The following is a 13,541-nucleotide window of genomic DNA, read 5'->3' as shown; positions in this document are numbered from 1 at the left end:
GCCGGTCTTATTGCCGGCGGGCGGAGCCCCGGCGCCGCCCGAGCGCCTGGGGTGCGTATTCCCCAGGCCCGCGGGCACCGCATCCGACCCCATCGATCCAGACGCCTCTAGATGACGCCCCCGGCAGGATCGGACGGTCAGTATATATTCCTTAATTAGGACTTGTGTCAAGAGAGGCTTCAGCCGTCAGTCCGCTCGACCGCGCTGATGCTGACCCAGTAGCCGTCGGGATCGCGCAGCGAGAATTCTAGGGTGCCGGTGTTCGGATTGCGGTGCGGCGCTTCGGCGAGCGGCGAACCGAGCGCCCTCGCCCGCGCCAGGCAGGCGTCGAAGTCGTCGACGCGGAAGAACAGGATCAGGCCGTTGCCCGGCGTCGCGACATCCGCGCTGGTCAGCGTCGGATGGCCGTGCGCGCCCCAGGCATGGAGCGACAGCAGCACGGTGCCGTCGCCATCGACGAGTTGGCCGAAGTCGTCATGCGCCGGCGCGGTGTCCGGCAACCCCAGCAGTGTGCGGTACCACGTGAAGCTCGCCGCAACGTCCGCGACGCCGATGATCGTCCAAAGGCGCATCATGCGCGCGACGATATCGGAGCGCGACGATCGACGAAAGCGTCAGTTCGCCCGGCCGAAGCGGTCGTCGAGGGCGTAGCCGGCGCCGCGCACGGTGCGGATCGGGTCGGCGAGCTGGCCGCGGTTAATCGCCTTGCGCAGGCGGCCGACATGAACATCGACAGTACGTTCGTCGATATAGATCTCCGAACCCCAGACGCCGTCGAGCAACTGCTCACGCGAGAACACGCGGCCGGGCCGCTCCATGAGGAATTCGAGCAGGCGATATTCGGTCGGTCCGAGATCGACGGCGCGGCCGTTGCGCGAGACGCGCTTCTTCTCGCGGTCGAGTTCGATGTCGCCGATGTTGAGGACGGTGGCGACGCGATCGGGATGGGCGCGGCGCAGCAGCGCCCGCACCCGCGCCAGCAGTTCCGGCACCGAGAACGGCTTGACGATGTAGTCGTCGGCGCCGGTGGCGAGACCGCGGATCTTCTCGCTCTCTTCGCCGCGCGCGGTGAGCATGATGATCGGCAATTGCTGCGTCTCGGGGCGGGCGCGCAGACGCCGGCACAGTTCGATGCCGGACAGTCCGGGCAGCATCCAGTCCAGCACAACAAGGTCCGGCGCGCTTTCCTTCAGCTTGGTGTCGGCATCGTCGCCGCGCGCCGCGGTTTCGACCTCGTAGCCTTCCTTCTCCAGATTATAGACGAGGAGCATCGTCAGCGGCTCCTCGTCTTCGACGATCAGGATGCGGGCGCTCATGCTTGGTACCTTGCGTCAGCCCTTATCAGCTGGTCATCCCCGCCAGCGCGGAGATTTCGGTGTCGCCCTTCGGACGGCGCTCGGTGATCGGCCGGCCATCGACGATGTAATGCACGGTCTCGGCGATATTGGTGGCGTGATCGCCCATGCGCTCGATGTTCTTGGCGCAGAACATCAGATGGATGCAGAAGGTGATGTTGCGCGGATCTTCCATCATGTAGGTGAGCAGTTCGCGGAACACCGAGGTGCAAACCGCGTCGATTTCCTCGTCGCCGCGCCACACCGCCATCGCCTTGTTGTCGTCGCGGTGCGCATAGGCGTCGAGCACGGCCTTGAGCTGCTCGAGAACGAGATCGGTCATGTGTTCGACCCCGCGGATCAGTTTCGGCGGCGGGAATTCGGCGTTCAGCGCGATGACGCGCTTGGCGATGTTCTTGGCGAGATCGCCGATGCGCTCGAGATCGTTGGCAAGGCGCAGCGAACCGACGATGGCGCGCAGGTCAACCGCCATGGGCTGACGGCGGGCGATGGTGAGGACCGCCTTTTCCTCGATCTCGCGCTGCAGGTTGTCGATGCTGACGTCGGCGGCGGTGACACGTTGCGCCGTCGTGGTGTCGCGCTTGGCCAGCGCGTCGACGGCGTCGGCGACCTGCTTTTCCGCAAGGCCGCCCATTTCCGCGACCATCCGCGACAGATCCTGCAGATCGACGTCGAAAGCCTTGGCCGTGTGCTGTTCGTTCATGGTGCTACTTCCTCAATCTTTGTCCGGCGACGAGGCTAACCAAAGCGACCGGTGATGTAGTCCTGGGTGCGGCGATCGTTCGGCGCGGTGAAGATCTTGGTGGTTTCGCCGTATTCGACCAGTTCGCCGAGATACATGAAGGCGGTGAAGTCGGAGACGCGCGCCGCCTGCTGCATGTTATGGGTAACGATGGCGATCGTGTAGTCTTCCTTCAGTTCGTCGATCAGCTCTTCGATCTTCGCGGTCGAGATCGGATCGAGCGCCGAGCACGGCTCGTCGAACAGGATGACCTCCGGACGCACCGCCACGGTGCGGGCGATGCACAGGCGCTGCTGCTGACCGCCGGACAGCGACTGGCCGTTGGCGTTGAGCTTGTCCTTGACCTCGGTCCACAACGCAGCGCGCTCCAGCGCATGCTGCACGCGGCCATCGAGCTCGGACTTCGACAGTTTCTCGTAAAGCCGGATGCCGAAGGCGATGTTCTCGTAGATCGTCATCGGGAACGGCGTCGGCTTCTGGAACACCATGCCGACCTTGGCGCGCAGCAGGTTCAGGTCCTGCGACGGCGACAGGATGTTATCGTTGTCGAGCCGCACCGTGCCGGTGGCGCGCTGGTTCGGATAGAGGTCGTACATGCGGTTGAGGATGCGCAGCAACGTCGACTTGCCGCAGCCCGACGGGCCGATGAAGGCCGTGACCTTGCCCTGATAGAGCGAGACGTTGATGTTCTTCAGCGCGCGGTGATCGCCGTAGAAGAAATCGAGATTCTGCACGGTGATCTTCTCGACCAGACCTTCGGTCGAGGCGACGGTGTTGGTGACGGTCGGTACTGTGAAGCTGGCCATCGTCATGATTTCTTACTCTGTCCACCGAGGTAACGCGCGAGGATGCTCAAGGCGAGCACCGCCAATGTGATGATCAAGGCGCCGGTCCAGGCCAGCTCCTGCCAGTCCTTGTAGGGGCTGAGCGCGAACTGGAAGATGACGACCGGCAGGCTCGAGACCGGAGCATTGAGATTGGTGCTCCAGAACTGGTTGTTGAGCGCGGTGAACAGCAAGGGCGCGGTTTCACCGGAGATACGCGCGACCGCGAGCAGCACGCCGGTGATCATGCCGGCGCGGGCGGCACGATAGGCGACCTTCTGGATCATCTTCGAGCGCGGCAGGCCGATCGAGGCCGCGGCTTCACGCAGCGTGTCCGGCACCAAAGTCAGCATGTCTTCGGTGGTGCGGACCACGACCGGCACGACGATTACCGCCAGCGCCACCGCACCGGCCCAGCCGGAGAAGTGGCCCATCTGCGCCACCATGATCTCGTAGACGAACAGGCCGACCACGATCGACGGCGCCGAGAGCAGGATGTCGTTGATGAAGCGCACCACCGTCGACAGTTTGTCGTAGCGGCCGTACTCGGCAAGATAAGTGCCGGCGAGCACGCCGAGCGGCGTGCCGATGGCGACGGCGAGGAACGTCATCACCAGGCTGCCGGCGATGGCGTTGAGCAGGCCGCCGGACGAGCCGGGCGGCGGCGTCATTTCGGTGAAGACGCGCAGCGACAGACCGCTGAAGCCTTCCCAGAACAGCACGATGAGGATCAGCGCGAGCCACAGCAGGCCGAAACCGGTCGCCGCGTACGCGATCGCCATGGTGATGACGTTCTTGCGCCGGCGCGCGGCGTAGATCGGCGTCGACGAGTTGATGGTGCTTGGAGCGGCCATGACTTACTTCCCCAGCCGGGCGTTGAGCCGCATCAGCATCAGCCGGGCGAAGGCCAGCACGATGAAGGTGATGACGAACAGGATGAGGCCGAGGGCGATCAGCGACGAGGTATAGATGTCACCGACCGCTTCGGTGAATTCGTTGGCGATGGTGGCCGAGATCGTCGTGCCGGGCGCCAGGATCGAACCGGAGATGCGGTGCGCGTTGCCGATGACGAAGGTCACCGCCATGGTTTCGCCGAGCGCGCGGCCGAGGCCGAGCATGACGCCGCCAATGACGCCGACACGAGTGAAGGGCAGCACGACGTTGCGAGCCACTTCCCAAGTGGTGCAGCCCAGGCCGTAAGCGGCCTCCTTGAGCACCGGCGGCACCGCCTCGAACACGTCGCGCGAGATCGAGGTGATGAACGGCAGCACCATGATGGCAAGGATCAGCCCGGCGGTGAGCACGCCGATGCCGTACGGCGGGCCGGCGAAAAGATTGCCGAGGAACGGGATCGGTCCGAACACCGTGATCAGGAACGGCTGCACGTGCTGCTGCAGGAACGGCGCGAAAACGAACAGGCCCCAGATGCCGTAGATGATCGACGGGATGCCGGCGAGCAGTTCGATGGCGATGCCGATCGGGCGGCGCAGGAACATCGGGCACAGTTCGGTGAGGAACATGGCGATGAACAGGCCGACCGGCACCGCGATCAGCATGGCGATCAGCGACGTGACGATGGTGCCGTAGATCGGCGCGATGGCGCCGAATTTATCGGTGACCGGGTTCCAGCTTTCATCGATCAGGAAGCCGAATCCGAACTCGCGAAGCGCCGGCCAGGAACCGTGGATCAGCGAGATGATGATGCCGCTGAGGATGATGAGCACCGCCATGGCGGCGGCCCGGGTCATGAACCGGAAGGAAGCATCGCTAAAGCGCAGTCTGCTGAGAATCTTGGCGCGGTCGACCTGTTCGGTCTCCGTCATCGCGCCGCTGGCCGGATACGCTACGTCAACCACGGGTCGCCTCCCGGAAGAAGTCATTTGGCTCTCCTCGCGGCGCATCGCCAGATCGGCGGATTATGCCAGTTTCGGAGGGCCACTGAAGCGGCCTTGCGGCCGCGAAACAAGTCGTCAGTTTCAGGCTGTGGGCAAAGGAAGGCAGGCCGGAAAAGGGGCGCCAGGAGCAGTGTCTGACCTGGCGCCCTTCCCGGTTTACCGGCGGATTACATCGCCGCTTTGACTTCGCTCTTCCACTTGTCCTGGATCAGCTTCACGACGCTGTCCGGCATCGGGACGTAGTCGAGGTCCTCAGCCATCTTGTCGCCGTTCTTGTAGGCCCAGCCGAAGAACTTGAGGGCTTCGGTGGCGGCAGCCTGATCCTTCGGCTCCTTCGGGATCAGGATGAAGGTGGCGCCGGCGATCGGCCAGGACTTCGCACCCGGCTCGTCGGTGAGGATCTGGTAGAAGCCGGGCGCCTTGGCCCAGTCGGCACCGGCGGCGGCGGCCATGATCGATTCCGAATCCGCGGTGACCGTCTTGCCGTCCTTGTTGACCATCTTGGTGGTGGTCAGCTTGTTCTGCTTGGCATAAGCGGTTTCGACGTAACCGATCGCGCCCTTGGTGTTGGCGACGTTGTTGGCGACGCCTTCGTTACCCTTGGCGCCGATGCCGGCCGGCCACTGCACCGCGGTGCTGCTGCCAACCTTCGACTTCCAGTCGCCGCTGACCTTCGACAGATAGTTCGTGAAGATGAAGGTCGTGCCCGAACCGTCCGAACGGTGCACCAGCGCGATCGCCTGATCGGGCAGCTTGGCGTTCGGGTTGAGCTTGACCAGCGCCGGATCGTTCCACTTCTTGATGTCGCCAAGGAAGATCTTGGCGAGCGTCGGACCGTCGATGGTCAGGTCGCCGCTCTTGACGCCGTCGAGATTGACGACCGGCACGATGCCGCCCATCACGGTCGGGAACTGGATGACGCCGATCTTGTCGAGCTCAGCCGGCTCGAGCGGCATGTCCGACGCGCCGAAGGTGACGGTGCGCGCGGTGATCTGCTTGATGCCGCCGCCCGAACCGATCGACTGATAGTTCAGGCCGTTGCCGGTTTCTTTCTTATAGGCGTCAGCCCACTTGGCATAAATCGGATAGGGGAACGTCGCGCCGGCACCCGAGATGTCGGCAGCGAAGGCCGGAAGCGACACGGCGGCGGCGACGAGGCCGGCGGCTGCCATTACGGTCCAGTGTTTCAAGGGATCTCTCCATGTTTGCGGCCAAGAGCGCAGAGTCGCGACGACCCTGCGCAGTTGCATCGCCCAAAACGGGCGGCCGCTGTTGTTTCAACGCACTCCATGTTGGCTCCGGGGGGTGAGTCTCGCTGTGCGCTAGCTCAAAGTTTCCCGAACCCGCGGCCAGCGTTAGGGGCCGGGTGTCATGGTTTTATGAAGCTTCCATGACAACCAGATGACAGAATAAGATATTGAAATATATAATGAAATTTAGGAAGCTGGCGACGCTGCTGTGTAGAGCGGCAGGTGCATTGTGAATGTCGCGCCCTGGCCCAGGACACTCTCGATCGAGACCCGGCCGCCGTGGCGGTTGAGCACGTGCTTGACCAGCGACAGGCCGAGGCCGGTGCCGCCCTGCGAGCGGCTGTCGGCGACATCGACACGGTAGAACCGCTCGGTGAGGCGGGGCAGATGTTCGGGCGCGATGCCGGGGCCGAAGTCGCGGATCGCGATGCGCGCCTCCGGCGCGCCAGCCCGGGTCTGCGCGCGCGATAAGGCGACATCGACGCGCTTGCCGGCGGCGCCGTATTTGAGCGCGTTCTCGACCAGGTTCTCCAGCGCCCGGATCAGTTCGTCGCGATCGCCGAGCACCATCACGGGTTCCGGCGGTAGTGCCATCCGGATATCGACCTGGCGGTCGCGGGCCAAAGTCTGCAGGCCGTCGGCGACATGGCGCACCAGTGGCACCAGATCGACCGCCGTGTTCGGCGGCAGGTGAGCGTTGAGCTCGATACGCGACAGCGACAACAGGTCGTCGATCAGACGGGCCATGCGCGTCGCCTGCTGCTGCATGATGGCGAGGAACTTCTCGCGCGCGGCGACATCGTTCTTGGCCGGACCCTGCAGCGTTTCGATGAAGCCGAGCAAGGCGGCGAGCGGCGTGCGCAGTTCGTGGCTGGCATTGGCGACGAAATCGGCGCGCATTTCCTCGACGCGGCGCAGCGGCGTCAGATCGTTGAACGTCATCAGCAGCAGTTCGGCCTGCGTGCCATCGGTCTCCGGCAAGGTCACCGGCGTCACGAAAGCCTCGAACCAGCGGTCGAGCGGCACGCGCTCAAAGAACTCGACGCGCTGCTGTTCGCGCCTTTTGCCGGCGCGGCGGATGGCATCGACCAGTTCCGGCATCCGCAGGGCGATCAGCGCCGGCTCGCCGCTGCGCAGCGCCGGCGCGACGCCACGCGCCGCCTGGTTGAAGGTGATGACGCGCCCTTCGCGGTCGAGCACGATGGCAGGTTGCGGCAGGCCGCCGATCAGCGCTTCGATGAGCCGGGCGCGGCGCGCCGGATTGCCGCGCCGCTGCGGCGACGGGGGCGGCGCGGATGCACCCACCTCGTCATCGCCCTCCCCGTCGCCGCGGCCGATCAGCGAGCGCAAGGCGCCGCGCCACCCGCCTGCCCGGCCGGTCGGCGCGTCCCTGTCGTTGCCGTCGTTGTCATTGACCATCGTGCAATGCCGCGCTCGAACCGCACCCGATTATCGGTGCGGCATCAGGCCTTTATCAGGCCTTGGATTTTCGCGTGTCGTCACCGTTGTCAAGCTCGGTCCGGATCGGCGCGATCACGCTTGGCACCGGATGCAGGTCGAGCTTGGGACGCGTGCCGCGCAGGTTGAGCCACAACTCCCGGGCGCCGAGGATAACCACGGCGATGGCGAAGGGCACGAGGTAATAGAGCACGCGGAACAGCAGAAGGCCCGCCACCAGCTCTTCCTTGTTGAATTCCCACAGCGCCACCAGCATCGCCGCATCGAACACGCCGAGCCCGCCGGGCGCGTGGCTAGCGAAGCCGAGCAAGGTCGCGGTGACGAAGATGACGCCGAGCGTGACGAAATCGACGTGCGGCGCCGCCGGCACCAGCATGTACATCGCGAGCGCGCAGCTCATCAGATCGAAGATGCCGAGCGTGATCTGCAGCAGCGTCGACGGCCCGTTCGGCAGTCGGACGGTCCAGCCGCCGCGACCGATCTCGCGTGGTGCAGTAAAGACCCAGGCAACGTAGCAGGCGAGAATGGCGAGCAGGCCAAGGCCGATGATGCGGTTGGCCAGATGGCCAAGCTGGTCGATGGCGCCGGCCGCGGACGGATGGATGGTCACGCCGATGCCGAGCACCGTGACATTGCCGAGCCAGAAGGTGAGCCCGGCGATAAAGCAGATCTTGGCGACGTCGACGGCGTCGAGCCCGTACATCGAATAGATGCGATAGCGCACCGCCCCGCCGGTAAAGACCGTGGCGCCGATATTGTGACCGATCGAATAGCTGGTGAAGCCGGCCAATGCGGCAATGCGGTATGGAATGTCGCGGCGGCCGATGGCGCGCAGCGCGAACCAGTCATAGAAGGTGAGCGTGAAGTAGCCGATGGCGACGAAACCGGCGGCGATCGCGACGTTGCGGGCGTCGGTGGCGTGGATTGCCGCCCAGACCTCGCGGACGTCGATCTTGTGCAGCATGCGGTACAGCACCGTCACCGCGACAGCGATGATCGCAATGCTGAGCAGAAAGCCCAGCCTGTTCCAGCCGATGTAGCGATCGAATAGACGCGCTATGGCGCGCAGGGCCTTCAGCATTGTTTCTCCGCGGCGGGACAACACATGGCGGGGAGCATAGTTCGTCACCAATGTCGGATTGCGGCGTTCATGGGCAACCCCGCCCCATTCTCGCCATTCCCCTCATCGGCCCGAGGCCGTTCCGTAGCAGAACTGAACGGCCGGCGCGAGAGCGCGCGAAAGCCCCGGCTTCGCTTGACGAAGCCGGGGCTTGTCGGCCGTTAAGGACGGCTCAGTCGCATACCGTCACGCGACGCCAGCGCTTGCCGTACGGGGTGTCGATGAGGCGGCGGACGACGTAGCAGTCCGGCCCACCGACATAGGTCGGCGCGTAAAAGCCGAAGCCGAAGCCACGGTGCCAGCCGTGATGCCCATGGTGGCCATGCCATCCGGAGGCGGAAGCGGTCGTAGGCGACAGAGCGGCGGCAGCGACGACAGCGGTGGCGCCGAGGGCGATGATGAGCTTGCGGATCATGGTGTCTCTCCTGGGTTTGGCGTTTCGGGGGATGTGCCTCTCACATCCTGACCGTGGGTCGCCGGCGCCCGGGAAAAGGTTCAAAGATTTTTCGCATGCGATATGCGCGCCTCCTTAACATTCTGATTTGGAATAGCTTTTTTACGAAAAATTGGCTTTGCGGCGGCTTTGAATGGCGACGGGCTTGCCCTGCGCGGCGATCGGTCCGAGCCTGCGTTCAGTGCCGGACGTGCCCGCGATCACATTATTCGCGCTGACGCTCCGATAGCCTTGAACCGAACGGCCGGCGGCCGCGACCCATGTTCAGGTTACGCCTGCGATGCAAACGACCCCAGACGAGGTTCTGATCGCAAGGATCGCCGGCGGCGACCGACTGGCCATGCAGGTGCTGTTCGCGCGGCACCACGTGCGCGCTTACCGCTTCGTGTTGCGGCTGGTGCGCAACGAAGCCACCGCCGAGGACCTGATCAGCGAGGTCTTTCTCGAGGTGTGGCGGCAGGCCGGGGAATTCGAAGGCCGCGCTGCGGTGTCCACCTGGATTCTGGGCATCGCGCGCTTCAAGGCGCTCTCGGCTCTGCGGAAGAGGTCCGAGGCCGAACTGGACGACGACACGGCAGCGGCGATCGAGGATCACGCCGACAATCCGGAGACGGTGCTGGCGAAGAAGGACAAGGGTTCGCAACTGCGACAAGCGATTTCGAAGCTGTCGAACGAGCATCGCGAGATCATCGACCTCGTCTACTACCACGAGAAGTCGGTGGAAGAAGTGGCCGGGATCGTCGGCATCCCGGAAGCGACCGTGAAGACGCGCATGTTCTATGCGCGCAAGAAATTATCGGAGCTCCTCAAGGAGCAGGGAATCGATCGAGGCTGGCCATGACAACGACAGGCAAAGACGAAGAGACCGACATCGAGTTTCTTCTGCCGTGGCACGCGGCCGGCACGCTCGGTCCGCGCGAGGCGCGGCGCGTCGAAGAAGCGCTCAGGAACGATCCCGAGATCGCGCGCCGCTACGCACTGGTGCGCGAGGAGCTTGGCGAAACCATTGGTCTCAATGAAAGCCTTGGCACGCCGTCGGGGCGCATCATGGCCGATCTGTTTACGCGCATCGACGCCGAGCCGAAGCGGCGCGCGGCTGCACCGGGCTGGAGCTTGCGCGTTGCCGAATTCTTCGCCGGGCTGACGCCGCGCACGCTGACTTATGCCACCGGCGCCGCCGTCATCGCCATCCTGCTGCAGGCCGGCATCATCGGCGGCATCATGCTCAAGCAATCCGGGGGCACCTATGAGACCGCTTCTGCGCCTACGGCACAGAATGCGACCGGCTCCTTCGCCCTCGTCCGCTTTGCGGCGCAGGCGACGCAGGACGACGTCACCCAGTTCCTCGCCAAGAACAAGCTGGGCATCGTCGCCGGCCCGATGAACGGCGGACTTTATCGCGTGAAGATCGCGCCCGAGAAGCTGTCGCAGGCCGACGTCGCGGTGCGCATCCAGGAACTGCAGGACAACAAGATCGTCGCCCTGATCGTCACATCGCCATAACGGAGGATCGATCATGTCCATGAAGATCGTCCATTTCTGTCTCGCCGCCGTCGTCGTTGCGGCCGCGTCACTGATGACGGATGCAGTGCAAGCGCAGAAATCGAATGCGCGCAGCGTCGCCACACCGCCGCCCCCATCCGGCGGCGGCGGTTACACGCAGCCGCCGTCAGGCGGGCATCGCGGCGGCGGCGGCTATCGCGGTCCGGGCTGGGGCGCGATCGTGCCCGGCATCATCATGACGGTGCCGCAGCTTGTGCAGCCGCGCGACGACGTCCTCTATGAGGACGACGTCATCGACGATCAGCCGCGCCGCCGCCCGCCGCAGCGCGCGGCGCGGCCGAGCCGCCCGAGCAGCGTGCCGCCCGCCAATGAACGACGTTATGTGCCGGATGAAGTCGTCATCGAACTGCGCAACACCGTGCCAACGGCGCAAGTCGATGCCCTGCAACGCCGCCACCGCCTGACACGCCTCGAATCGCAGCCGCATCAGCTCAGTGGCACTACGTTGTATCGCTGGCGCATCCCCGATCGCCGTTCGGTGCCGCAGGTGGTGCGCGAACTGGAGCGCGACAATGTCGTCGCCTCGGCGCAGCCGAACTATGTCTACACCTTGCAGGATGACGCAACGGCGTCCGCCGGCGATCCGGCGCAATACGAAGTCGCCAAGCTGCGTCTGCCGCAGGCCCATCAAATCGCCAGCGGCACCGACGTGCTGGTGGCCGTGATCGATTCCGGTATCGATGCCGCCCATCCCGAGCTCACGGACAGTGTCGTCGAAAGCTTCAACGCCGCTGCGACGCCGATGGCGCCGCACAATCACGGCACCGCCATCGCCGCGCTGATCGCAGGTCACGGCAAACTGATCGGCGCCGCGCCGAAAGCGAGAATCCTCGCCATCCGCGCCTTCGATCCCAATGGCGGCAGCGCCGACGGCACCACCTTTGCCATCCTCAAGGGGCTCGATTGGGCAGTTGCGCGGAAGGCGCGCATCATCAACATGAGCTTTGCCGGGCCGAACGATCCGGCGCTGCAGCGCAGTCTCGCCGCTGCACACACGAGAGGCATCATCCTGATCGCGGCCGCCGGCAATGCCGGCGCCAAATCGCCGCCGCTTTATCCCGCCGACGGCCCAAACGTCATTGCCGTGTCCGCCACCGATGCCGACGACCGGCTGTTCGCGCCATCCAACCGCGGCCCGCATATCGCCATCGCGGCGCCGGGCGATCAGCTGCTGGTGGCGGTGCCGGGCGGCTATGAGGTGTCATCGGGCACCTCCTACTCGGCCGCCGAAATTTCCGGCGTCGTGGCACTGATGCTCGAACGCGATCCGAAGTTGAGCCCGGCCAAGGCGCTGCGCCTGCTGCAAGCAACGGCGCGCGATCTCGGGCCGAAGGGCCGCGACAGCGAGTTCGGGGCGGGGCTGGCCGATGCCTTCGGCGCGCTCGGCGCTGTCGGCGGCGTCGGCGGCGTCGAGGCCGCGGCGCCGGTCAAGGCCGGCATGCGCTGAGATATATTTCCGGCACTTGCCGTCCGGCCCGGCAAGCGCCAAGTGTCGCGGCGGATGACCTGACCGACGGAGCCGCCTTGACCACCGAACAGCCGATGATGACGCTGCGCGTCACGCGTAACGAGGCGATTGCCGACGGCATCAATCTCTTCGAATTCCGCCAGCCCGACGGCGCCGCCCTGCCGGAATTCTCCGCCGGCGCCCATATCGCCATCCGGGTGCCGAACGGCGCCATCCGCAAATATTCGCTGTGCAACGATCCGGCCGAACGCGGGCACTACCAGATCGCGGTGAAGCGCGAGGCCAGCGGCCGCGGCGGCTCGATCGACCTGATCGACAACGTCAAGGCCGGCGACACCGTGATGGTGTCGGAGCCGGTCAACGACTTCGCCTTGCCGCCGCGCGCCACCGACTTCCTGTTCATCGCCGGCGGCATCGGCATTACGCCGATCCTGGCGATGATCCGCCAGGTGCAGGCCGCCGGCAAACACTTCCGTCTGTATTACTGCTCGCGCTCGCCGGAGACGACCGCCTTCAAGGAAGAACTGGGCGCGCCGGGCATCCGGGAGTTCGTCACCATCCATTACGACAATGGCGATCCGTCCTGCTCGCTCGACCTCAGGCCGATCCTCAAGGAACGGCAGAACCGCGAGCATCTTTACTGCTGCGGCCCGCGGCCGCTGATGGAAGCGGTGCGCGCGATGACCGATCACTGGTCGCCGACCGCGGTGCATTTCGAGGCCTTCAGCGACGCCGAAACGCACAAGGCCGGCGACAGGCCGTTCCGCGTCAAGCTGGCGAAGACCGGCAAGACCGTCGACGTGCCGGCCGACAAGACCATCCTCGAAGTGCTGCGCGAAACCGGGCTCGAGGTGCCGAGCTCATGCGAGACCGGCACCTGCGGCACCTGCCGCACCCGATATTCGAACGGCGAAGCCGACCACCGTGACCTGGTGCTGGCCGAGCACGAAAAGGCCGACACCATCATGATCTGCGTGTCGCGCGCCAAGAGCGACGAGATCACGCTGGATCGGTGATCGCCTTACCGCGAGCGCCTTCTAATCCTGGATCGTCCTCAAATAGGCGATTACCGCGTCGGCATCTTCCTCATTGAAATGAAATTCCGGCATGTCGGGATGCGATGACGCGATGCCGCGCGTGAGGCGGCGGGCAAACTGATCGAGTTCGTAGCTCTGGCCGATGATGCGGAACGGCGGCGCGCCCTTCAGCGGGCTGACATCGATCTTGCCGATGGCGTGGCAGCGGGCGCAGTTTTCCTGCAACAGGGCGCGGCCGCGGTCGGCCGGATCCTGCGCGCCGGCCTCGGTCGCGAGGATGGTTCCGAGTACCGCCAAACCGGTGATGATTGTTCGTCCGCTTGTCATCGGACAATTATCTAGCAGAATTGCGCGGTAATATGGCGCGAACGGTAG

15 protein-coding genes are annotated in these 13,541 nt (G+C 65.0%); 4 read left to right on the top strand and 11 right to left on the bottom strand.

Annotated features, from left to right (window positions below):
* Window positions 1-179: 179 nt before the first annotated feature.
* The 10 genes from ASD45_RS20805 to ASD45_RS20760 form a co-directional block, all read right to left on the bottom strand.
* Window positions 180-575, bottom strand: a complete 396-nt coding sequence (locus tag ASD45_RS20805) for a VOC family protein (protein WP_056913539.1) — start codon at window positions 573-575, stop codon at window positions 180-182.
* A gap of 39 nt (window positions 576-614) precedes the next feature.
* The gene (gene phoB / locus ASD45_RS20800; protein WP_056913538.1) at window positions 615-1,316 is read right to left on the bottom strand and encodes a phosphate regulon transcriptional regulator PhoB; all 702 of its coding nucleotides are present in this window, start codon (window positions 1,314-1,316) and stop codon (window positions 615-617) included.
* Between the two features lie 25 nt (window positions 1,317-1,341).
* The gene (phoU, locus tag ASD45_RS20795) at window positions 1,342-2,058 is read right to left on the bottom strand and encodes a phosphate signaling complex protein PhoU (protein WP_056913537.1); all 717 of its coding nucleotides are present in this window, start codon (window positions 2,056-2,058) and stop codon (window positions 1,342-1,344) included.
* Window positions 2,059-2,093: 35 nt separating this feature from the next.
* Complete coding sequence (gene pstB / locus ASD45_RS20790) at window positions 2,094-2,909, bottom strand: phosphate ABC transporter ATP-binding protein PstB (RefSeq protein ID WP_056913536.1); 816 nt, start codon at window positions 2,907-2,909, stop codon at window positions 2,094-2,096.
* Window positions 2,906-3,775, bottom strand: coding sequence for a phosphate ABC transporter permease PstA (gene pstA, locus ASD45_RS20785; protein WP_056913535.1), 870 nt, complete (start codon window positions 3,773-3,775; stop codon window positions 2,906-2,908). Before pstA ends, pstB begins: the two co-directional genes overlap by 4 nt.
* A 3-nt stretch (window positions 3,776-3,778) precedes the next feature.
* Entirely contained in the window at window positions 3,779-4,744 is a 966-nt protein-coding gene (gene pstC, locus ASD45_RS20780) for a phosphate ABC transporter permease subunit PstC (protein ID WP_056913534.1), read from the bottom strand.
* Between the two features lie 239 nt (window positions 4,745-4,983).
* A complete protein-coding gene (gene pstS, locus ASD45_RS20775) occupies window positions 4,984-5,988 on the bottom strand; it encodes a phosphate ABC transporter substrate-binding protein PstS (protein WP_056913533.1) in 1,005 nt (334 codons plus the stop codon).
* A gap of 264 nt (window positions 5,989-6,252) precedes the next feature.
* Window positions 6,253-7,485: an ATP-binding protein gene (locus ASD45_RS20770; protein WP_056913532.1), complete on the bottom strand. Its 1,233-nt coding sequence runs from the start codon at window positions 7,483-7,485 to the stop codon at window positions 6,253-6,255.
* A gap of 55 nt (window positions 7,486-7,540) precedes the next feature.
* The gene (locus ASD45_RS20765) at window positions 7,541-8,605 is read right to left on the bottom strand and encodes a lysylphosphatidylglycerol synthase domain-containing protein (RefSeq protein ID WP_056913531.1); all 1,065 of its coding nucleotides are present in this window, start codon (window positions 8,603-8,605) and stop codon (window positions 7,541-7,543) included.
* 211 nt (window positions 8,606-8,816) lie between these two features.
* Window positions 8,817-9,059 (bottom strand): hypothetical protein, encoded by a 243-nt coding sequence (locus ASD45_RS20760; RefSeq protein ID WP_056913530.1) that lies wholly within the window; start codon window positions 9,057-9,059, stop codon window positions 8,817-8,819.
* A gap of 319 nt (window positions 9,060-9,378) precedes the next feature.
* On the opposite strand from ASD45_RS20760, the gene ASD45_RS20755 reads away from it, so the two are divergent.
* The 4 genes from ASD45_RS20755 to ASD45_RS20740 all read left to right on the top strand — a co-directional run bounded on the left by ASD45_RS20755 (window position 9,379) and on the right by ASD45_RS20740 (window position 13,145).
* Entirely contained in the window at window positions 9,379-9,939 is a 561-nt protein-coding gene (locus ASD45_RS20755) for a sigma-70 family RNA polymerase sigma factor (protein WP_056913529.1), read from the top strand.
* Complete coding sequence (locus ASD45_RS20750) at window positions 9,936-10,601, top strand: hypothetical protein (RefSeq protein WP_056913528.1); 666 nt, start codon at window positions 9,936-9,938, stop codon at window positions 10,599-10,601. The genes ASD45_RS20755 and ASD45_RS20750 overlap by 4 nt, the downstream gene beginning before the upstream one ends.
* A gap of 13 nt (window positions 10,602-10,614) precedes the next feature.
* Window positions 10,615-12,108: a S8 family serine peptidase gene (locus ASD45_RS20745; RefSeq protein WP_056913527.1), complete on the top strand. Its 1,494-nt coding sequence runs from the start codon at window positions 10,615-10,617 to the stop codon at window positions 12,106-12,108.
* Between the two features lie 77 nt (window positions 12,109-12,185).
* The gene (locus ASD45_RS20740; protein WP_200949747.1) at window positions 12,186-13,145 is read left to right on the top strand and encodes a PDR/VanB family oxidoreductase; all 960 of its coding nucleotides are present in this window, start codon (window positions 12,186-12,188) and stop codon (window positions 13,143-13,145) included.
* A gap of 21 nt (window positions 13,146-13,166) precedes the next feature.
* Here the strand turns inward: ASD45_RS20740 and ASD45_RS20735 are convergent, their stop codons facing one another.
* Complete coding sequence (locus tag ASD45_RS20735) at window positions 13,167-13,493, bottom strand: cytochrome c (protein WP_056913526.1); 327 nt, start codon at window positions 13,491-13,493, stop codon at window positions 13,167-13,169.
* Window positions 13,494-13,541 lie beyond the last annotated feature (48 nt).

Source organism: Pseudolabrys sp. Root1462 (assembly GCF_001426945.1).
Classification (GTDB): domain Bacteria; phylum Pseudomonadota; class Alphaproteobacteria; order Rhizobiales; family Xanthobacteraceae; genus Pseudolabrys.
Note: the sequence above shows the minus strand (reverse complement) of the source record. Positions and strands in the feature narration are given on the sequence as shown.

Bases quoted from the DNA above. Each gene is read 5' to 3' on its own strand.
- ASD45_RS20765 (WP_056913531.1), bottom strand. From the start codon at position 8,605: ATGCTGAAGGCCCTGCGCGCCATAGCGCGTCTATTCGATCGCTACATC.
- pstA (WP_056913535.1), bottom strand. From the start codon at position 3,775: ATGGCCGCTCCAAGCACCATCAACTCGTCGACGCCGATCTACGCCGCG.
- ASD45_RS20735 (WP_056913526.1), bottom strand. From the start codon at position 13,493: ATGACAAGCGGACGAACAATCATCACCGGTTTGGCGGTACTCGGAACC.
- ASD45_RS20755 (WP_056913529.1), top strand. From the start codon at position 9,379: ATGCAAACGACCCCAGACGAGGTTCTGATCGCAAGGATCGCCGGCGGC.
- phoU (WP_056913537.1), bottom strand. From the start codon at position 2,058: ATGAACGAACAGCACACGGCCAAGGCTTTCGACGTCGATCTGCAGGAT.
- ASD45_RS20745 (WP_056913527.1), top strand. From the start codon at position 10,615: ATGTCCATGAAGATCGTCCATTTCTGTCTCGCCGCCGTCGTCGTTGCG.
- phoB (WP_056913538.1), bottom strand. From the start codon at position 1,316: ATGAGCGCCCGCATCCTGATCGTCGAAGACGAGGAGCCGCTGACGATG.
- pstB (WP_056913536.1), bottom strand. From the start codon at position 2,909: ATGACGATGGCCAGCTTCACAGTACCGACCGTCACCAACACCGTCGCC.
- ASD45_RS20805 (WP_056913539.1), bottom strand. From the start codon at position 575: ATGATGCGCCTTTGGACGATCATCGGCGTCGCGGACGTTGCGGCGAGC.
- ASD45_RS20760 (WP_056913530.1), bottom strand. From the start codon at position 9,059: ATGATCCGCAAGCTCATCATCGCCCTCGGCGCCACCGCTGTCGTCGCT.
- pstC (WP_056913534.1), bottom strand. From the start codon at position 4,744: ATGACGGAGACCGAACAGGTCGACCGCGCCAAGATTCTCAGCAGACTG.
- ASD45_RS20770 (WP_056913532.1), bottom strand. From the start codon at position 7,485: ATGGTCAATGACAACGACGGCAACGACAGGGACGCGCCGACCGGCCGG.
- ASD45_RS20750 (WP_056913528.1), top strand. From the start codon at position 9,936: ATGACAACGACAGGCAAAGACGAAGAGACCGACATCGAGTTTCTTCTG.
- pstS (WP_056913533.1), bottom strand. From the start codon at position 5,988: ATGGCAGCCGCCGGCCTCGTCGCCGCCGCCGTGTCGCTTCCGGCCTTC.